This window comes from Okeania sp. SIO2B3, assembly GCF_010672525.1.
Lineage (GTDB): Bacteria > Cyanobacteriota > Cyanobacteriia > Cyanobacteriales > Microcoleaceae > Okeania.
Map to the genome: position 1 here is coordinate 1 of NZ_JAAHGH010000042.1, position 19104 is coordinate 19104.

Annotated in this window: 20 protein-coding genes; 11 read left to right on the plus strand and 9 right to left on the minus strand. The window is 40.2% G+C overall.

The genetic code is table 11. The features are described from left to right. Positions 1 to 311: 311 nt before the first annotated feature. The 5 genes from F6K15_RS22625 to F6K15_RS22645 all read right to left on the minus strand — a co-directional run bounded on the left by F6K15_RS22625 (position 312) and on the right by F6K15_RS22645 (position 4579). Complete coding sequence (locus F6K15_RS22625; RefSeq protein ID WP_293064627.1) at positions 312 to 1307, minus strand: hypothetical protein; 996 nt, start codon at positions 1305 to 1307, stop codon at positions 312 to 314. Positions 1308 to 1618: 311 nt separating this feature from the next. Then, entirely contained in the window at positions 1619 to 1765 is a 147-nt protein-coding gene (locus tag F6K15_RS22630) for a hypothetical protein (RefSeq protein WP_293064630.1), read from the minus strand. Between the two features lie 737 nt (positions 1766 to 2502). Beyond that, positions 2503 to 2892: a hypothetical protein gene (locus F6K15_RS22635; RefSeq protein WP_293064633.1), complete on the minus strand. Its 390-nt coding sequence runs from the start codon at positions 2890 to 2892 to the stop codon at positions 2503 to 2505. A gap of 292 nt (positions 2893 to 3184) precedes the next feature. After that, on the minus strand, positions 3185 to 3874 hold the full coding sequence (locus F6K15_RS22640; RefSeq protein ID WP_293064635.1) for a hypothetical protein: 690 nt from the start codon (positions 3872 to 3874) through the stop codon (positions 3185 to 3187). Between the two features lie 438 nt (positions 3875 to 4312). Then, complete coding sequence (locus F6K15_RS22645) at positions 4313 to 4579, minus strand: hypothetical protein (RefSeq protein WP_293064638.1); 267 nt, start codon at positions 4577 to 4579, stop codon at positions 4313 to 4315. A gap of 246 nt (positions 4580 to 4825) precedes the next feature. Here F6K15_RS22645 and F6K15_RS22650 point away from each other — a divergent pair, with 246 nt between their 5' ends. Both F6K15_RS22650 and F6K15_RS22655 read left to right on the plus strand, forming a co-directional pair. After that, positions 4826 to 5164 (plus strand): helix-turn-helix domain-containing protein, encoded by a 339-nt coding sequence (locus tag F6K15_RS22650; RefSeq protein ID WP_293064641.1) that lies wholly within the window; start codon positions 4826 to 4828, stop codon positions 5162 to 5164. A gap of 3 nt (positions 5165 to 5167) precedes the next feature. Continuing rightward, a complete protein-coding gene (locus F6K15_RS22655) occupies positions 5168 to 5851 on the plus strand; it encodes an ImmA/IrrE family metallo-endopeptidase (RefSeq protein WP_293064643.1) in 684 nt (227 codons plus the stop codon). Between the two features lie 243 nt (positions 5852 to 6094). Here the strand turns inward: F6K15_RS22655 and F6K15_RS22660 are convergent, their stop codons facing one another. From F6K15_RS22660 to F6K15_RS22670, 3 genes are all read right to left on the minus strand, one after another. Continuing rightward, complete coding sequence (locus tag F6K15_RS22660; protein ID WP_293064646.1) at positions 6095 to 6217, minus strand: hypothetical protein; 123 nt, start codon at positions 6215 to 6217, stop codon at positions 6095 to 6097. 20 nt (positions 6218 to 6237) lie between these two features. Continuing rightward, positions 6238 to 7521 carry an MFS transporter gene (locus F6K15_RS22665; protein ID WP_293064649.1) on the minus strand — a complete coding sequence of 428 codons (1284 nt, stop codon included), beginning with the start codon at positions 7519 to 7521 and terminating at the stop codon, positions 6238 to 6240. 546 nt (positions 7522 to 8067) lie between these two features. Then, positions 8068 to 9276 (minus strand): acyl-CoA dehydrogenase family protein, encoded by a 1209-nt coding sequence (locus F6K15_RS22670; RefSeq protein WP_293064651.1) that lies wholly within the window; start codon positions 9274 to 9276, stop codon positions 8068 to 8070. A gap of 1228 nt (positions 9277 to 10504) precedes the next feature. Between F6K15_RS22670 and F6K15_RS22675 the strand changes: the two genes are divergently transcribed. From F6K15_RS22675 to F6K15_RS22705, 7 genes are all read left to right on the plus strand, one after another. Further along, on the plus strand, positions 10505 to 11338 hold the full coding sequence (locus F6K15_RS22675) for a phosphate ABC transporter substrate-binding protein (protein WP_293064654.1): 834 nt from the start codon (positions 10505 to 10507) through the stop codon (positions 11336 to 11338). Beyond that, positions 11295 to 12173: a phosphate ABC transporter permease subunit PstC gene (pstC, locus tag F6K15_RS22680; RefSeq protein WP_293064657.1), complete on the plus strand. Its 879-nt coding sequence runs from the start codon at positions 11295 to 11297 to the stop codon at positions 12171 to 12173. The genes F6K15_RS22675 and pstC overlap by 44 nt, the downstream gene beginning before the upstream one ends. 290 nt (positions 12174 to 12463) lie before the next feature. Beyond that, positions 12464 to 13402 carry a phosphate ABC transporter permease PstA gene (gene pstA / locus F6K15_RS22685; RefSeq protein ID WP_293064660.1) on the plus strand — a complete coding sequence of 313 codons (939 nt, stop codon included), beginning with the start codon at positions 12464 to 12466 and terminating at the stop codon, positions 13400 to 13402. 22 nt (positions 13403 to 13424) lie between these two features. Continuing rightward, positions 13425 to 14249 carry a phosphate ABC transporter ATP-binding protein gene (locus F6K15_RS22690; protein WP_293064663.1) on the plus strand — a complete coding sequence of 275 codons (825 nt, stop codon included), beginning with the start codon at positions 13425 to 13427 and terminating at the stop codon, positions 14247 to 14249. 141 nt (positions 14250 to 14390) lie between these two features. Then, positions 14391 to 14519: a hypothetical protein gene (locus F6K15_RS22695; RefSeq protein ID WP_293064665.1), complete on the plus strand. Its 129-nt coding sequence runs from the start codon at positions 14391 to 14393 to the stop codon at positions 14517 to 14519. A 93-nt stretch (positions 14520 to 14612) separates the two neighbouring features. Continuing rightward, positions 14613 to 15929 (plus strand): hypothetical protein, encoded by a 1317-nt coding sequence (locus F6K15_RS22700; RefSeq protein WP_293064667.1) that lies wholly within the window; start codon positions 14613 to 14615, stop codon positions 15927 to 15929. Beyond that, on the plus strand, positions 15913 to 16749 hold the full coding sequence (locus tag F6K15_RS22705; protein WP_293064669.1) for a multicopper oxidase domain-containing protein: 837 nt from the start codon (positions 15913 to 15915) through the stop codon (positions 16747 to 16749). The genes F6K15_RS22700 and F6K15_RS22705 overlap by 17 nt, the downstream gene beginning before the upstream one ends. Here the strand turns inward: F6K15_RS22705 and F6K15_RS38545 are convergent. Next, positions 16645 to 16998 (minus strand): VOC family protein, encoded by a 354-nt coding sequence (locus tag F6K15_RS38545; protein WP_363268519.1) that lies wholly within the window; start codon positions 16996 to 16998, stop codon positions 16645 to 16647. The genes F6K15_RS22705 and F6K15_RS38545 overlap by 105 nt on opposite strands. 261 nt (positions 16999 to 17259) lie before the next feature. Between F6K15_RS38545 and F6K15_RS22710 the strand changes: the two genes are divergently transcribed. Next, positions 17260 to 17853 (plus strand): phosphate ABC transporter ATP-binding protein, encoded by a 594-nt coding sequence (locus F6K15_RS22710; protein ID WP_293064672.1) that lies wholly within the window; start codon positions 17260 to 17262, stop codon positions 17851 to 17853. Positions 17854 to 18398: 545 nt separating this feature from the next. Beyond that, a complete protein-coding gene (locus tag F6K15_RS22715; protein ID WP_293064675.1) occupies positions 18399 to 19076 on the plus strand; it encodes a bifunctional 2-polyprenyl-6-hydroxyphenol methylase/3-demethylubiquinol 3-O-methyltransferase UbiG in 678 nt (225 codons plus the stop codon). Positions 19077 to 19104 lie beyond the last annotated feature (28 nt).

Genomic DNA, 19104 nt, shown 5'->3' on the forward strand with positions numbered 1-19104 from the left:
GCGGTCGAGGGATGGCGAGGTCTCCTCGCCATATCCAATCGACTCCTGTGAAGAAAAATTTTCATCTCTTTGTCAATCCTCTTCTTTTCAAGGAGAGGTAATTATTCATTATTCATTATTCATTATTAATTGTTGAAGAGCTACTGGATAGAGTAGACAAATTTTAGGGTTGCTGAATGGCTATATGATGAATGTAGTTTATAGCTTTTATCACAGTCGAAGGAAAGGTTAAAACTCAGAAAACGTAAGATTTTTTCTTCTTCCTTCTTCCTTCTTCCCTCTTACTTCTTCCTTCTTCCTTTCAACAACAACTACTTAGCTTGAGAACCATTATTAGAACTAGCAAAAGCTCTCATAGCTAAATCTTGTGCTTGCTTCATTGCTTCCTGTAACTGAGTAGAAATATCGTTAATTTGTTCAGTTTGTCGCTGAATTGTTTCTTCTAAAGATTCAATCTTTAATTCATAACCATTCTTCATTCCTTCCCACTCTTTGGCAAATAAATCTTCTTTAACTTTTGCCTGTCGGCTTGCTTCTTTAATTGCGTCATCTTTCGCTTTAACATAAGCCTGTTTCAACTCTTCTTCAAAACCTTCAACTTTCTGTCTATTTTCTTCAAATTCAACTTGATTTTCTGCCAAATAACTTTCTCTTTCCTGCCATTGTTTTTCCTTCTCTTGATTTAACTCCTGTAATTCTCGTTCCAAATTCCGCTTCATTTCTTCATATTCATCCGTTTCAATTTTACGCTGATGTTCCAATTCATATTGATAGTCAGCAGCTTCATTTTCTCGTTGTTTAATTAACAATTGATTTTCCTCTTCAATTGCTGCTTCATACTCTTGTTGTTCCTTTTGCCAAGCTTTTCGCTTAGTCGTCATATCCTTGGCAATATTTTCTTGATGCTCGCTAAAATTCTGATCTAGAAATCCTAGTTTTTCTTGATGTTCTTGAGTTAAAATATGCAAAGCATCAGCAACAATACGAACTTTTTGTAACTCTTGCAAATGTTGATTTTCAATTTCAATGGCAAGCTTTAATTCTTCAAGTTTAGTAGATTCTTGATGCAAATTGTCTAATAACTGATTAACAATACTACCAAAATCTAATTGTAAATCAGCCAAACCTTTAACAATACTATCTGTGGTATAGGTAGCAGCAGTTTCTAGGATTTGTTTCCCTTTTTCCTTCTCTGCTTCTTCCTCCTTAGTTGCCACTTTTGATGCAAGATTTTTCTTAGCCGCTAAAATTTCTTCAAATGATTTCATCACTCTAAATTTGCTACTTTCTGATGCAATTTGTGTCATTTTTTTTCTCCCTAATTTTGATGATTTTAACTGGCCCTGGGCTAACAGCTTTGGTTGAAATTCCAAACTTATAGGTGTCGGATAATTTAAGAGGGGTTGAAATTCCCTTTAAAATTGCATTTATCTTGGTTTAAGAGTGAAAAAAGAATGCTTTTGTGAGGTGAAACTTCAATTATTAAGTAATTAACACAAGCGCAATGACATTTTTGATAATTAGCACGCCAGTAATGTATTAATTATTCTGATGTTTACTTCTCCCCCACTCCCCCACTCCCCCACTCCCCTACTTTCCTACTCACCTACTTCCCTACTCATTCTAAGATTTGTTTCCCTTTTTCCTTCTCTGCTTCTTCCTCCTTAGTTGCCACTTTTGATGCAAGATTTTTCTTAGCAGCTAAAATTTCTTCAAATGATTTCATCACTCTAAATTTGCTACTTTCTGATGCAGTTTGTGTCATTTTTTTTCTCCCTAATGTTGATAATTTTAACTAGCCCTGGGCTAACAGTTTTGGTTGAAATTCCAAACTTATAGGTATCGGATAATTTAAGAGGGGTTGAAATTCCCTTTAAAATTGTATTTCTCTTGGTTTAAGTCTAAAATTAAGCTTTTTTCGGAGTATTAAATCAGGAAATGCTAACTAATTAAATGCTGTTTTCGTAGCATTCAGGACTAAAAGCTTTTTAATTTGATACCGTTATACCAAGAGTGAAAAAAGAATGTTTTTGTGAGGTAAAACTTCAATTATTAAGTAATTTAGGACTTGCCGAATAATTAACTAATTAATAATTAAATAATTCTGGTTTAAAGCCTCCCCTTTTAAAGGGAAAAAAGCGGTCGTTTGCGGAGCATTCCGTAGGATGGGATGGATGGGTTTCCTAACCATATCCAATCGACTCCTGTGAAGAAATAATATTTCCTTATATTCAATTCCGTAGCGGTTTTAACCAGAGGTAATTATCAATTATCCATTATCAATTATCCATTAATGAAGCAGATACGCTATATATAGTACTCATAACTATTGTCCAATAGTTACTGGACTCTATACACAGTGTCTTTGCGTAAGTCCTGTAATTAACACAAGCGCAATGACATTTTTGATAATTAGCACACCAGTAGTGTATTAATTATTCTGATGTTTACTTCTCCCCTACTCCCCCACTCCCCCACTCCCCCACTCCCCTACTTTCCTACTCACCCCAGTTTCCGAAGCTGCTTCAAAATATCTTCATATTCTTGGGCAGTATTTAATTTTTTCCTAGTCATTTCTGGAGCTAATGACTTGAGGATTTTCTGGCATTTTTCACAACGATTTCCTTTCCAGCAATAACAGTCATCTACTAACTCTAAAAGAGTCGATTTTAAGCAATTATTTTCTGTTAGTAATGCCTGGTAATTATTTTGAATAGATTCAACAACTAAACTAATATGTTGTAAATCTTGACTGAAATTTTCCAGGTCATTAATAGTATCAGTTCTAATTTGATGCTTAACTTCTAACTTTCCCCGTAAACTATCTTCCCATTGCTGGGTTTTTGGTGTTTTTACACCCTGATAAATCCTGAATTTAGCAATTTCACTCATTTGTACCTCTTGAAGTTTTCCAATTTTTTTTCATCATAAAACCACAAAAACTTTAAAACTGAAAGCTGTAAATAGAGACACCAAAAAATCATTAATATTAATATTGCGTCTCTACATATTTATCTTTTCCCTTATGGGTTTAATAGCCCACCGTCAACGGTCGTGCTTAAAATTGTTTGGGGTAAGTAGACGCGGAGTAGCTTGTCGAAGACTATCCCCATACAATTTTCCCTTCTGCCTTCTGCCTTCTGCCTTCTGCCTTCTGCCTTCTTCAAGAAGATAATGCAGCAGCTCAAGACTCATTTCCTGGTAGTAAAGCTGTATCATTACTAATATTTGAACCTAGTAAAGAAGAATTTTGATTACTATTAGTATGAGCTACCATCAAACTAGCCGTTTCTTCAGCAGATAAATTATCTAAGCAAACCATTTTTATGGTTCCTTCTAAGTCAATCATTCTTGATAGATTATTTTCGTCAGAAAGCACTGCTGCTGCCTGCTGAATAATCGACCAATCTGTACGTTCTTGCCAACGCCATTTTAAACTGTAATAATTGATAGGTTTGACCACTCCATTTTCATCTGGTTTTTGACCGCTATGCTTGATAAATTCAGGCAGAAAAATTCCTGTTGCTGGCTCCACTCCTTGACTTTGAACTGAAGCAATTAAACGATTAAAATCATTCAAAGAACGACCTTTAATATATGTCACCATTAACACTCCATGAGGTAATTCTCCTGACTCAGCAACAAACCAAATTTGACCCCATAATGTATTAATTGTTTGACCTAAATTGCCGAAAAATTTGCTAAATTTGATAATTGTCATTGAAACTTTAGAACCATAATCTGTGTCTCCAATTACCCATTGTCCTGACTGACAATTATTACGAACTGCAATAGGAATTTCTGGTACTAATAAAGCTTGTTTTGGTTTAGCTCCAAACACATAAATTTTTGCTTTAACATTAGAATTAGACATCTTTTATTTCCTTTAATTTGATTTTTTACCTGCTTTGAAGAAAGTAGTAAGTTATAGAAGAAAAAAAATTATTTAAATCCTAAAACCCACGAATTAAGTAAGTAAGTCTATGGAAGAAAATCACCTAAAACCTAATACCTAAAACCTTCTTACAAACTAATTAGGGCTTGCTGATTAAATCTAAAAGTACTCTTTTGATAAAGGAGCGAAAAAAGTGCCTGGTATCACGTTGAAAACCCTCAAAAACTTAGAATAAAAGGCAGGGGGGATAGCAGAAAAATCACTCTGACAAATATATTCGACTATCTCCTAATTAATACCTCGTTTCTCCTAACTACTCTCTGCTCCCCTACTCCCCCACTCCCCTTTTCCCCTCCTGGGAGGGGGAGGGGCGAGGGGTGGGTCCCCTACTCCTGAAAAAGACTTTTTCAGCAGACCCTAATTAATTAGATGTGTCGCCTTTGCAGGTTGTGGATATTGATAATTTGTAGTTGCTTCCTGCTGCGCTTTAATAATTCGCAATGCTCCCAACAAATGCTCTAACATTTCTATATGACTAGGAGTAAAGTGAATACTGAAGCCTTCCCCATCTCTTGCATAGCCTGGGCAAACAAGAGAAGCTGAACTCTGTTCTTCATGGGTGGCAATATACAGCCAGTCTTCGTCTTCCAATTTGTAGTGTGTATCTGTCCAGGTTCTCAGCATAATGCTATCCTCCAGGTGAGCGGTACTTGTTGAGACTCTCATAAATTTACAATTAGTCAACTTGAGCATGACTCCATATATAGAGCCTAAATTTAATTGACTTAATTTTCAACCTTACCAGTAGTGTCTCGTAAGTTGATTTTTCTTTCAACTAAATCTATTGTAGCGCTAGTTGATTTTATCGTCAAGGCTTTAGTTGAAATTTTCGTCAAAGTTGCTTAAAATACTTATTAGGAGGTAAAAGCCGTGGAAAAAAGTTTTGGAAAGTTAATTAGAAAGGCCCGTAAAGACAAAGGATATTCCCAACGAGAGTTGGCCAAGTACTTAGGAGTGGACTTTACATATTTGTCCAAGCTAGAGAACGATCGCGCCGACTATGCACCAAAAGAAGAAGTGATTCGTGGGTTAGCGAGGAATCTTGATTTGGATGAAGAGGAATTAATTTTCCTCGCTGGCAGAATTCCTCAACAGTATGAGGAGATTCTCAAACAAAATCCAAAAGAGATGCTAGCATTGTTCCGACGAATGCAAGAAAATCCTGAGTTCGCTCAAACAATATCTCAAGCTGCAACAGAGGGAGAATAAAACGTGAGTATCCTCAAACCGTATTGCTTTTATCGCAAAGAGTCGATTGAGCGTCGGGCAAATGATATTCTCAGGCGAATGCATAAAACCGCAAATTTTGCTCCCAGGTGGCCTTTTGAAGCTTCTTTAGTTGCTGATTTTTTAGACTTGGGAGTAGTTTGGGATGAAATTCCTCCTGATGAAGGGGGAGCGATCGCTGCCCGAATTTTACCAACCGAACGACTAATTGAACTCAATGAAAAGATTTTAGATAAGCCCCAAGGCTTTCAAGAATCAACACTCGCTCATGAAATTGGTCATTGGGTGCTGCATATTAATCAGGATGAAGCAGATGGAGTTGCGAAACAGTTAGAACTCGATCTAGGTGATTATGGAACGCCAAATCATTCAGAACAACCTTTTGTTTGTCGGGGTGCAAGTGGCAGCAAAATTGATTCTATTGAATGGCAAGCTCAATATTTTGCAGGCTGTTTATTGATGCCAAAATCGATTCTTGAAGAAAAAAGACAAGGCAAAGATTTAACTAAATGGTCAAATCTTTATAAAATTAAAGATGAGTTAGGCGTCAGCATTTCTAACTTAACTTACCGTCTGCAAGAGTTTGGCTGGATTTACATTCCTAAAGGTAGTCGAACAATTTATCGGGGATCTGAGGAAATTCAAGGACAAACACAACTGTTTGGATAAACCTAAAAACTGACACAAAGAAATTAGCCAGCCTGTTTCAATGGCTGGTTGAATAATATTAGGAGTCAGAAGTCATACCCAATCGATAAATGTTTGCTACAAATACATAGGGTATTTATTAGGATTAAACCCACCCCCTAACCCCTCCCAGGAGCAGAATTCAGGAGTCAGAATGAATGGCTTCAATTAAGATTTTGTATATTGAAGAAGGCAGAAGTCAAAAGGGAAAATTGCATGGGAATTCTAACCCCAAACAATTTTGAGAACCCCCGTTGACGGTGAGGTATAAAAAAATGTTCCATCTTCAACCATTACCAAATCTTTCTTGATCTCCCCATCTCCCCATCCTCCTGACTCCTTATTCACACTATAGAACTATCAAGAGATTAGTCAGGAATGGCATCGGGCAATTCCTCTTCCAGTAATCTGAGGCGAGGATACTGATAAGCAGCAATGGTTCCCACAATTGCTAATAAACCTATAACAATGTCTAGAAGACCAACTCCACGACCTTGGCCAACTCCAATTATTTTTCCTATATTTCCTGCTAAAAGACTATCAGGAGTCATCAGAGGTTCAAAAATTAAATCGTCTAGAGGACCAGCGATCGCATAACCAAGAGTTAAACTCACACTAACAATGGGAGCTTTCAAACCAAAAACCCTTCCCTGAGCTTCTGGAGGTACTTTCTTTTGAAACATAACTTGCACTAAAGCGTTAATAACAGGATATGTACCCAACAAACAAAAGTAAGAAACTGTGAATAGAAACAGGGAAGGTTGTAAACCTGCCAAGAAAATGAAAAGACCTCCCAGAAGGGTAAAGGCAAATATGATTTTGATGTAATGCTCCTGAGCTTTCCAGATACTCATCATCAGGCTACCTAATACTAATCCACAACTGCCAATAGATAAAACAATCCCCAGACCAGTGGGGGACGTGAGAGATAAAACTAGGGGAGTAGTAAGAACATTAAATATTCCTATAAATAGGTTATAAGTAGCAAAGAAAATTAATAATCCCAGTAATCCTGGTTTAGTAATGAGGCAATTCCAACCATAGATAATCTCCTTCAAAAAGGATTTGTCCAAAGTCTCTTCATCTGGATTGTTTAATTCCTGAAATTTAACTAACATCAAAGGAACAATGGCAAAAAATAAAGTAGCAAAGTCAATAACAATGATGCCTGGGATGTGAATAATAGGAAGCAATATACCTGCTAAAACTGGTGTAATTAGTTTAGATACACCCCGCCCCAAACTGGTTAAGCCACTGGTACGGGATAGGTTTTCCTTTGGTACTAACAGAGTAGTGGCAGCAGCATAAGCATTAGCCTGAAAGGTACTGAAGCAAGCACTAAGAGCTTCGATGATGTACAAGTGCCAAATTTCTAGGTTTCCTGTAATGAATAACCAAGCAATGCTTAAAGTGCAAAGACCAGCACAAAAATCAGCAATAATCATTGTCCAGCGACGGCTCCAGCGGTCTACAAACCCTCCTGCTATTGGGGAAATAAGTAGACTAGGCAAGTTACCACATAAAACCAGTAAACCAAACTGCGTAACTGAGCCAGTTTCTTGGAACAACCAAACATTGAAAGCAAACTCAGTTAAGCGAGAACCTACCAGGGAGAGAAATTGTCCAATCCAGATGATAATAAAGATTCTCATTCAGCAGGGAGTAGGGAGTAGGGAGTAGGGAGTAGGTAGGTTGGGAAGTATGGGGATATCAAAAACACAGAAATCATCAATTTAATTTCTACTGCTTCATAAAACTGATATAATATCATGTCCGCTTGAATACTTATACTTTGGTGGAAGGAAGGCAGAGGGCAGCTATGCTGGAGGCAGAAGGGTTTCTTATAATTGAAACTTAATTCTATACACGCTCCGATGCTACCGGACATGATATAAAACGTCACATAGCGTGATATTTTAATGTTTACTTCCTGCTTCCACCGGAACTGTCGGCAGCACTCCGTCCACCGGAACTGTCGGGTCTTGCCCGACCGCATCTCTTAAATTAATACTGGCATTCAGATTAACGTATTATATTGTTATTCGTTGATTAATATCATGTCCGGATAATTAGTTATGAAAAAACTTATCATGAGTGCTTCAACAATAAATCTTTCTATTTTCCTTACTCCCCTACTCCCCCACTCCCCTACTCCCCTACTATCTTAATTATAAGTATTCAACCGGACATGATATAAGTCAATGCTCTCTCTTCCCCGAAGAATTAAAAAACGCCCGGTCGCTTTCTTGCCCCAGTACTTCCTGACCAATTGAGGCCAAGACGCGATCGCAATTATCATGGAGGGTATAAAAGGACAAATCTCGATAAATACGTTCCAGAGGACTGGGTTCAATCATACCACGAGCACCACACATCCGAGTACAGTGTTCCAAGGTCTCCATTGCGAATTTTTCTGACAAATAACGAAAGCGGTTACCAGCTTGTTTTGCCTGCTGGTGTTGACCTGCTTCCCACAAGCTAGCCACTTTTCGCAGCCACAAGTCCATGGTTTCAAGATTCATCATTGATTGAGCAATGCGATGCTGCACATAAGCATCCTGTTCTCTCCTTTGCTTTTTGATATGAGCTAAGGCATAATCATAAGCCCCCTCTGCCGCCCCCAAAAATGCAGCCCCATACTGAGGAGTAAAGCGAGTTTGCCACTCTTCCAGCAAGTATTGCCCTGGATAGCCAATTAGATTTTCGTCAGGAATAAACGTGCGATCGAATTGCACGCGATAACTTACACTTCCCCGCATCCCAATTGGTTTCCACCAGGTTGAATCAAAGCTTACACTTGGGTCTGATAAATCACAGGCTAACATCAACACCGAACTCGCTGGTCCATCGTGATGACGAACAGCTCCTGTTCCTGCTGTACTCACAAACAAGACCGCCCATTGTAGTCCATCTGCTCCTGTGGCAAAGACCTTGGAGCCATCAACAATATAGCCCCCCTCTACAATTTTAACTGTGGTACCAATACCAGTGGTTTGCCCAGGGACTTTGGAGAGAGGTTCCCCACTCCAACCCGCCCATTTTTCCCCTCGTTGGACAATCCCTTCAAACCAACGTTGCTTTTGAGCTTCATTAGCATTGGCTGTCAATAATACTTGTATATTAGTATGTCCTTCCCAGCAACGAGTGAAGGCTAAATCTACTTTTGCCAATTCTCGTGTCATCATCCAGAGGGTGAGAATATCACTGCTGTGACTTAACCCTAAACCACCATATTTAACGGGTACAGCTGGAGCATGAAGGCCTGCATGAAACAAAGTCTCAAAGTTTTCTGCAGGGAAGCTTGCTGTTTTGTCGTACTCAGTTGCACGGGAGGCAAACTGCTCCTGAGTTAGCTGGCTTAAACGCTCAAGCACGGCCTGTTGATTGTAGATAAGATGAGTTTGCACAGTTTATTTAGCAGAAAATTTTTGTGTTTACTATTTAAATAGCAGTCAGCAGTCAGCGGTCAGCTATCAGCTTCTAGTTGCGTGTATAATGGAGGATTAAAACTCCCATAAAAGGCGCACCGCTAATTTTTCAAATATAGTGGGGGACTTAAAACCTTGGATTTTTAGCTGATAGCTAAATGCTGAAAGCTAATAGCTAGTTAATATTATCCTAAAAGCTAATTTATCAAGATAATCTAAAGATAATCTAAAGAAAGTCTGATACAAATCAAGTCAGGTGTTATGTCATGTCCGGTTGAACAGTTATAAATAAATAACGACGGAGGAGTCAGTCCTCAGTCCTCAGTCCTCAGGAGGAAAGAGGGAAGGAAGAAGAAGAACTGGAGTTGAAGGAGAAAGTTTTTTATCATGCTCTTATCCGGACATGATATTAGATTCTAAGTAAAATTCAGATTTTAATCAACGCTTCGTTGCAGCAATCTTTAAATGATTTAAACTAGGCTTATCAAAACTTTTTCAAATCAACTCAAGGTCAGAGAAGAGATAGACCTATTATATCATGTCCGGTAGCATCGGAGCGTGTATAAAATTAAGGTGACACTCTTGAGAAAACCTTCTGCCTCCAGCTCCCGCTGCCTTCTGCCTTTGTTCCACCAAAGTCTAATTATTCAACTGGACATGATATTAAACCTCCTCAATTTAAAAGTAATATCAAATCCGGTAGCATCGGTGTAATTAGATGGGGAGATGGAGTACCCACCCCTAGCCCCTCCCAGGAGGGGAATGTGGGGAGATGGGGAGATGGGGACCCACCCCCCGCCCCTCCCAGGAGGGGAAAATGGGGAAATATTTGGTAATCGTTGAAGATGGAACATTTTTTACGTGCCGAATTAAACGGATTTGATATAAAAAGTCACGCGCAAACTGCTAGGTTTACATGCATGAGGGTTTAAAGTTGGTCAACATAAAATCTATTTAGCCAAGATTGGAAAGCTGAAAATTGTATGGTCAAGAGAGTTACCTGCTGCTCCATCACTACAGAGATATTTCTTGAGTTTTGTAGTAGAAATACAACCAGAAGTCTTACCTAAAACTGTATATAGGTATTTTCAGATTTTGCTAATTAAGTTGTATAAGTCTCATTATATTGATATACTATCCTTGATGTAACCATCATGTAAACTGATGATTTACTTGCTCCAAGAGCCTACTAATAAAGAATAAATTCATGAAATTTAGACTAGGTTCATTCATCCTACTTCTATTATTCTTATATTTGCAGAGTTGTACTCCATCAGGAGATGGAGAATCTGGGCAACAAAAACTAACTTTAACAGGAGCAAGCACTGTTGCTCCTTTAGTTTCAGCTTTAGGTAAAAGATTTGAAGAACAAAATCCAGGGATTCGTATAGATGTACAAACAGGTGGTTCATCTCGTGGACTAGCAGATGTGCAACAAGGACTTTCTGATATTGGTATGGTTTCTCGGACTCTGACAGCAGAGGAAGCCGTTGGGATGGAAGTTTTTCTCCTTGGACGGGATGGAATTAGCATCATTATTCATGCTGATAACCCCTTAACAGAAATTAATAGCAAACAAGTCAAGGCCATTAGCACTGGTCAAATCCAAAATTGGCAAAGCTTAAATAAAATTGATGCCCCGATCACTTTTGTTCACAGAGCAGAAGGACACTCAACACTAAAGAAATTTCTGGAATACTTTGGAGTGAATAACTCACAAGTGAAAGCGGATGTGGTAATAGGAGATAATCAACAAGGCATAAAAACTGTTGCAGGTAATCCTAATGCTATTGGTTACGTCTCCATTGGTGCTGCGGAATATAGTATGCAAGAGGGTGTATCCATCAAACTTTTGGCACTGGACGGCGTTGAAGCAACCAGTGAAGCAGTGGCTAATGGCCGTTTTCCCTTGCTGAGGCAGTTAACTCTGGTGACTAAAGGACAGCCCACTGGATTAGCAAAGCAGTTCATCGCATTTGTTCAGGGTGAAGAAAATTATGATATCATTCGGCTACAAAAATTTGTGCCCCCGGAAAATTGATCGGATTCTAGCATTAACTTTACAAGGAATTGCCTCTGTGGTAGGTATACTCGTTGTAATTATTACAGCGTTCTTGATCGTTGAATCCTTACCAATTTTTGATGACATCGGGATATTAGCCTTTTTTACCGATGCTAGCTGGAGTCCCATTCAAGGATTCTATAACCTCACCCCTATGCTGGTCGGTACCCTATTGGTGGTAACAGGAGCAGTTGTGCTAGCGGCTCCCGTTGGAATTTTGTCGGCTTTGTTCTGCCACTATTACGCTCCTCCTTTCCTAGCTAGTTTCTACCGTCGCTTACTAGAGTTAATGGCCGGATTTCCCGGGGTAATTTATGGACTCTGGGGATTGGTCGTGTTAGTGCCACTGATTAATCGCCTCCATCCACCAGGAACCAGTTTACTAGCAGGAATACTAATGTTAGCTCTACTGATTATTCCTACCATTGCCCTCACCGTGGACGCGACTTTAGCAGAAATCAACGAAGTTTATTGGCAGGGAGCTGCTTCTCTAGGATTGTCCCGTTGGGGGACTATTTTAGGCATCATGCTACCCGCGGCACGACTGGGGGTATTTACTGGCATTATTCTAGGTATTGGACGGGCTCTAGGGGAAACAATGCTGGTGTTAATGGTCTGCGGTAATGTGCCTCAGATTCCAGATACGCTGTTCGATCCAATTCGGACCTTACCAGCTAACATTGCTTTGGAAATGGCTTTTGCTCTGGGAAATCATCGTTCATCCCTGTTTGTCAGTGGATTGTTGTTACTGGGAGTTAGTCTGTTTCTGGCACTCTTGGCAGAAGCGATCGCTGAAGAAAAACACATATATTAGGGAGTAGGGAGTAAGATACCCACCCCTACTCACCCACCTTACAAGGGTACGTTTTTAAGATTTGACACGGAGACGCGGTGACACGGGGACACGGAGATTGGATAATTGAGTAATTAATTCAATCTATTTTCTCTATTCATTCAAGAAAACTCCCATCCATCTATACTCCGCGTCTCCCCCTCCCGTTTCCTCTCCGCGTCTCCGTGTCTCCCCCTCCCCGCGTCCTCTCCACTCAAATTGGAAAAACTTACCCTTGTAAGCTCCCCCACTCCCCCACTCCTAAAAACCCTATGGCTCTCTTTCCTTTTAACTCTCATGGTCCCCATCCTTCTCAAGGCTCTAAAAATCGGGAATTTTTGAGAGACTCTCAAAATCATCGGCATCGGCGCAAGATTGCTTATCGAGACCGAGTATTGAGCATCATTATCTGGTTTGTCGCTTTGTCTGTCGCAGCTAGTTTTGCCTTAATTATGGGGCATCTGCTTTGGCATGGTTCCAGCCATCTATCTTGGGAATTCCTGACCACAAACCCTCAAAATGCTGGTCGAGAAGGAGGTATTGCCTCCATATTGGTTTCAACAGCATTGATTTTAGGGGTTTGCCTGGGAGTTGCCCTTCCCCTGGGGTTGGGAACTGGCATCTTGTTAGCAGAATTTACTGCCTCCAATAACTTATTTAGTCGGTTGGTACGACGCAGTTTAGATATGTTGGCAGGAGTTCCTTCAATTGTCTTTGGTTTGTTTGGCAATGCCTTTTTCTGTGTCACCCTTGGCCTTGGCTTCTCTATCCTTTCTGGAGGATTGACCTTGGCCTGTATGGTCCTACCAATCTTGATTCGTTCCATTGAAGAAGGACTGCGGGCTGTTCCTGACGAATACCGTTTGGGGGCTGCATCCTTGGGCATCTCACGCACTAGCACCCTCATTCATTTACTGTTACCTGCTGCTGTTCCCAGTTTAGTAGCAGGCCTAATTTTGGGAGTGGGGAGGGTAATAGCTGAAACAGCGGCCTTGATTTACACCAGTGGCTATGTCGATCGCACACCTACCTCTTTATTTGACTCTGGAAGGGCCTTGTCCTTACATATTTATGAGCTATCGATGAATGTCCCTGGCGGGGATGATCATGCTTATGCCTCAGCTATGATATTAGTTATATTTATCCTGTTGATCAATACCACAGCGATTTACCTAGGAAAGCAATGGCATAATCGCAGTATTCAGCAGTGAAAATATATCATAACTAACATTAATGAGTCAGTTTTCATCCCAGACAAAACCAGTCACTTCTCCTCCCATGGACAACTGGGGCTTTCCTAGCTTATCCACGGATCAGCTCAGTTTATGCTATGGCTCAAAACAGGCACTAGAGGATATCACCCTGTCAATTCCACAGGGTTCTATCACTGCCTTGATTGGCCCCTCTGGTTGTGGCAAGACCAGCTTTTTGTATTGTCTCAATCGTTTAACGGATCTCATCCCCAACTGCCTAGTTTATGGTAATGTTTGGTTAGGTGATTCAAATATTCTTCACCCTAGCACTGATACTATCGCTCTCCGCCGTCGGATCGGTATGGTTTTGCAGAAACCAAATCCTTTCCCATTTTCAATCTGGAAAAATATTGCTTTTCCGTTGAAGGAGCATGGTATTATAGAGCGTCGGAAAATTAATGGAATTGTTGAGCGGGTGCTCAAAAATGTTAAGCTCTGGGACGAAGTCAAAGATAGGCTTACAGCATCAGCATTGCGCCTCTCTGGAGGCCAAAAACAACGTCTTTGCATAGCCCGTACCCTCGCCTTGGCTCCAGAAATTATTTTGATGGATGAGCCTTGTAGTGCCCTAGATCCTATTTCTAGTGGAGTTGTGGAAGACTTGATTGCTAGTTTGCGGGGGAAATACACTGTGGCGATCGTCACCCACAACCTGGCTCAAGCTCGACGCATTGCAGACTATGTGGCGTTATTCTGGGTTCAGTCTGGCAGTGGACGCTTAATTGAATTCGGCCCAGTTGAGCAAATCTTCCAGAATCCCCAACATTCCATTACAGCAGAATACATCAATGGTCAGCGTGGATAAGGGCTAACTAAAAAAGTGAAAAAGTTGGACATACGCCCTAATTTCCTCTGCCACAAGTTTTACTCTAAATTTAGATCGATAGTCAATAGTTAAATTTTAGGTAGTCCTGCATAGTAATAGTATACAAGAAACAAGGGACCCTTGGCACGGGAGCAAGATGCTCCCACTGCTGTACCTCGTAACAAAAATAATGCAACGCACGACCATTACGATGCACCACCACCAAATTTTATAAAGTTGTTTCTCTCATCTCAAACTTCCTTGACGTAAAATCCTTGTCAATCAAGCATTATAGTCTAATTTTGCCAGTTAAGTTGTGTAAGTCCCAATAGCAACCTTAAAAAGTTGGAGAACAAGAAATTTATGGAACGATTATTTACCTTCCTGCGCAAGCTAATTATACTATTTTTAGTAGCAATATTTATTGCCGTAGGAACATTTACTGGGCAAGCTGAAGCTCAAGATCATCCAGCATTCCAAAACCCAGATTTCATAGATGCTGACACATACAAAATTATCCTAGAAGCTACTAACGGTGAGTTCACCATTGGTGGTGATAGTGGAAACACATATGCTGGTTTACTCTATGGGGGTAGGTATGCTAAAAAGCAGGGTGAGACCCAAGAGAGTGATTGCACCGGGAATAGTACCTTTAACGAAGATGGGGGCTATTGTGAGTACGATCCTCAGTATAATCCGCCAGTAATAGTAGTTAGTCCTGGTGAAACTATGGACCTGACTCTTGATAATAGCTTACCGGTACTCAGCCCTGAACTAAAACAAGGAAATGTACCACCAGTAAAGTATAACTTAGAGGCTGTATCTCAGGATACTAACCTTCACTATCACGGCTTCAACGTATCGCCATTATTGGGTGCTGATGATGTAATTGTCCCAATTCACTCTAGTAATACACCAAAGATACAAGACAATATTCTTGATAGCTTGGATGTGATACCGATAGAAACAGGGAAAAACCAGGAATTACCACAAGAATATACTGACTCAAGGGGTAGCAATTTTCCAGGGAACAATGATTTTGCTCCCATCAACAAATACCATATGATTTTTGACTTGCCAGAAGGACATCAGAAGGGACTATTCTGGTTTCATTCCCATCAGCACGGTAGTAGCAATCGCCAGGTTAGGTCTGGGGTGTCAGGTGGAGTTGTGGTTAAGGGTATTGCAACAGCATTCCCTGTGCTTCAAAAGATGAATATTACTGAGGAAAATGTCAATAGCTATGGAAAAATAATGTTATTCAAGGATTTTAATAACTCTCTTGGTACTGCAAAGACCAAATTTTGGGTCCTTAATGACTTAAAAGATCCTGAAATAACAATCAACTCATTTGAGGACAGATTCTGGCGTATTGGTAATATTGGTGCAGATAAGTACCTTAACTTAACATTTGTCAAGCCAGGCAGTAATCCCAACCATACCCCAGATCTGGGTTTACCAAAATTCCTAATCTTAAGCCGTGATGTTAGCGAAAATTATTTCGCAAATGCTTCATTGACTGATTCAATTTTGGTACCTCCTGCTGGTCGAGTTGAGCTAATTGTGGTTGGAGGCCAACCAGGAGAAACCTATGAGCTTATATCGGTAGACAAGAGTAAAACACCTCAGCCCTATACACCAGGGGGTAACGTGGATCTCAGCGGTGAAAAAACCGAATAAAAATTACTACTACTTAGCCTCTGTAACAGTTCCGACGGCCTCAAAATCTCAATTACTCAAAGGACTACTTTCTGATCAAGTATGCAGTAATTCTAAGGAAGGATTGGCAGCTTGCCTAAAGTCCCTAAAATTAGGGCAATTAGCAGGAGGGGAAATTCTGCCCAACCCTAATACGTTAGCTAGTTATAAGATATGTACCGGGGAACCAAATGATACATGTGTAGTCTCTAGTTCAAGTGACCCAGACGATAAATTTGAATTCATCTTTAATCGGGGTTACCTGAATCCATCCGATCAGGACATGGTCTTTACTATAAATGGGGAGTTATATGATGGTAGCCAGATCAACAAAATCGTTAATGTAGGCACTAATCAAGACTGGAAGTTGGTAAATAAAGACACACAGGATCACGCTTTCCATATTCACCAACTTGATTTCATAATGACTGAAGTTACAGTGCCTAACAATTATCTACTAGAAGATCCGGATGGTCGTAAGTTCTATGACAACTACCCAGTTATATGTGATGATAATCCAGCTACACTTCCTGACGGTAAGGACGGATCTCACTGTACACTAAAAACATACAAACATGGGTATCGGGATACCATTAACTTACCCGCAAACAGCGAAATAACAGTCCGTATTCCCTTCTTGAACCCATTCATTACTGGTGTATTCGTCTATCACTGCCATATCTTAGGTCACGAAGACTTAGGTATGATGCAGAATATCAAGGTAGTGAATCCCAAGAGCTATATTCCTCGGGCTTTGCGGGACAAATGGTTTAAGGAATTCCAAGACAAGGATAATAAATAGTCTCCAGAGAAGTCTTTTTAGCAGGTAGGTAGGGCGTTTTAAAGTCTTCATCTCAACATCAAAGACCTGTTGAACAAACTTCCAACGGTGTCCCTCTGGATCGATGCACTCATAAACCCGATCACCATAGAAGTGGGTAAAAGGTTCGTAGACAAATTTAGCCCCAGCTTTACGAGCTTGTTCAGCATGAGCATCAACATCATCTACAATAGATGTATATGGGGCTTTCCTAGCTGATCCACGGATCAGCTCAGTTTACACTATGGCTCGAAACAGGCACTAGAGAATAGAACCCTGTCAATTCCACAGGGTTCTATTGGTACTTAGACATTTTTTGGTAGGAAAAATGCTTCAAAGTTAGTCTAGGCAAGGGAATTACGTCGATGCCCTAAAAATGGCTAGAACCCGTGCTTATTCAGGATTTATACCTTTTTGACGTAAAAGCCTCTACCCATATATATTTGAGCCTATTTTCAGGCTTGATTTTGTGTAAGTCCCACTATCACTGCCTTGATTGGCCCCTCTGGTTGTGGTAAGACCAGCTTTTTGTATTATCTAAATCGTTTAACGGATCTCATCCCCAACAGCCTAGTTTATGGTAATGTTTGGTTAGGTGATTTCAATATTCTTCACCCTAAAACTGATACTATTGCTCTCCGCCGTCGGATCGGTATGGTTTTGCACAAACCAAATCCTTTCCCATTTTCAATCTGGAAAAATATTACTTTTCCGTTGAAGGAACATGGTATTATAGAGTGTCGGAAAATTAATGGAATTGTTGAGCGGGTGCTCAAAAATGTTAAGCTCTGGGACGAAGTTAAAGATAGGCTTACAGCCTCAGTGTTGCGCCTCTCTGGAGGCCAAAAACAACGTCTTTGCATTGCCCGTACCCTTGCCTTGGCTCCAGAAATTATTTTGATGGATGAGCCTTGTAGTGCCCTAGACCCCATTTCTAGTCGAGTTGTGGAAGACTTGATTGCTAGTTTGCGGGGGAAATACACTGTGGCGATCGTCACCCACAACCAGGCTCAAGCTCGACGCATTGCAGACTATAGCAATGTGCGCTGGCATATTTACAAATTACAGGAGATGTCCAATAGCTAAAAGTCTTATATTATTAGCCTTTTATTCTCCCAGATGAGCTGTTGCCTGTTGCCTGTTGCCTGCGCACAGCGCTATATGTGGTGTTATTCTGGGTTCAGTCTGGCAGTGGACGCTTAATTGAATTTGGCCCAGTCGAGCAAATATTCCAGAATCCCCAACATTCCATTACAGCAGAATACATCAATGGTCAGCGTGGATAACTAAATTAATGGATAATTGATAATGAAAACTATCTCTAATTATCAATTAGGCATTATATATATCCGAAAATCAAAAATAAAATCAATTATTATCCATAACTTATCAATTATTCCCCTCCTAGGAGGGGTTAGGGGTGGGTTTCCCAGGAGGGGTTAGGGGTGGGTTCCCTGTTCTCTGTTACCTGTTCCCTCTTGCTCTGGAGATCCCTATTGGTATTAGAGATCCTTTTAACCTCTGGGGATTAATTATCAATTATCCATTGTCAATTGTGATGCTTTGTATCAGTTTGATCAAGCAGAATTCTACCACACACGAAAAATCCCAAAAGGCTAATTGTAAAGAAGATGAACCAAAATTTACAGCTGTCCACAGATAACTACTATTCCCAACTTCGGGAGCAAGGTAAAAGTATTTACACTATCTGGGAGGAAGGAAAAGCCTACAAAGATTCGATCACACCAACAATTTACGATACCAACTATCGGGAATTCATTACTAAAAAAATTGAATCCTTGGTTAACTATGAGGTCACGAGCAATATCTTAAGTATTGGCAGTGGTAATGCTTTTGTGGAAAGTGATTTACATAAAAAAGGGTATAACGTCATAGCCAATGATGTTAATGAAGATGCCATTGAAATTGCTCGAAACAAAGGATTACCCGTGGTTTTTGCTGATGTAAATCAGTGGGAACCGGAACCAAAAAATTTTGATTTAATTTACTGTGATGGAGTAGTTGGACATCTATACAAACCTGGAGCAGGTTTAACTAAGCTCTTCAGTCGTTTACGAGATTGGTTGATTTCTAACCAGGGTATTCTGCTGATTTCTAATGATGCAGTAGCGATCGACGCCCCTGTACATCCTCACCCAGTAGTGAAAGACTTTTATTGGTTTTCGGCAGATTATTTGCGTTCGGAGTTACTTAGCGCTGGTTTTAAAGCTGTTGAAAACGAAAGTTTCATCTATAACCGTCCTCTTACAGGAGAAAAAGAACGGTTGATTTTAGAAGCTAGATGTTAAAGAAGCGGTCAGCAGTCAGCATTCAGCG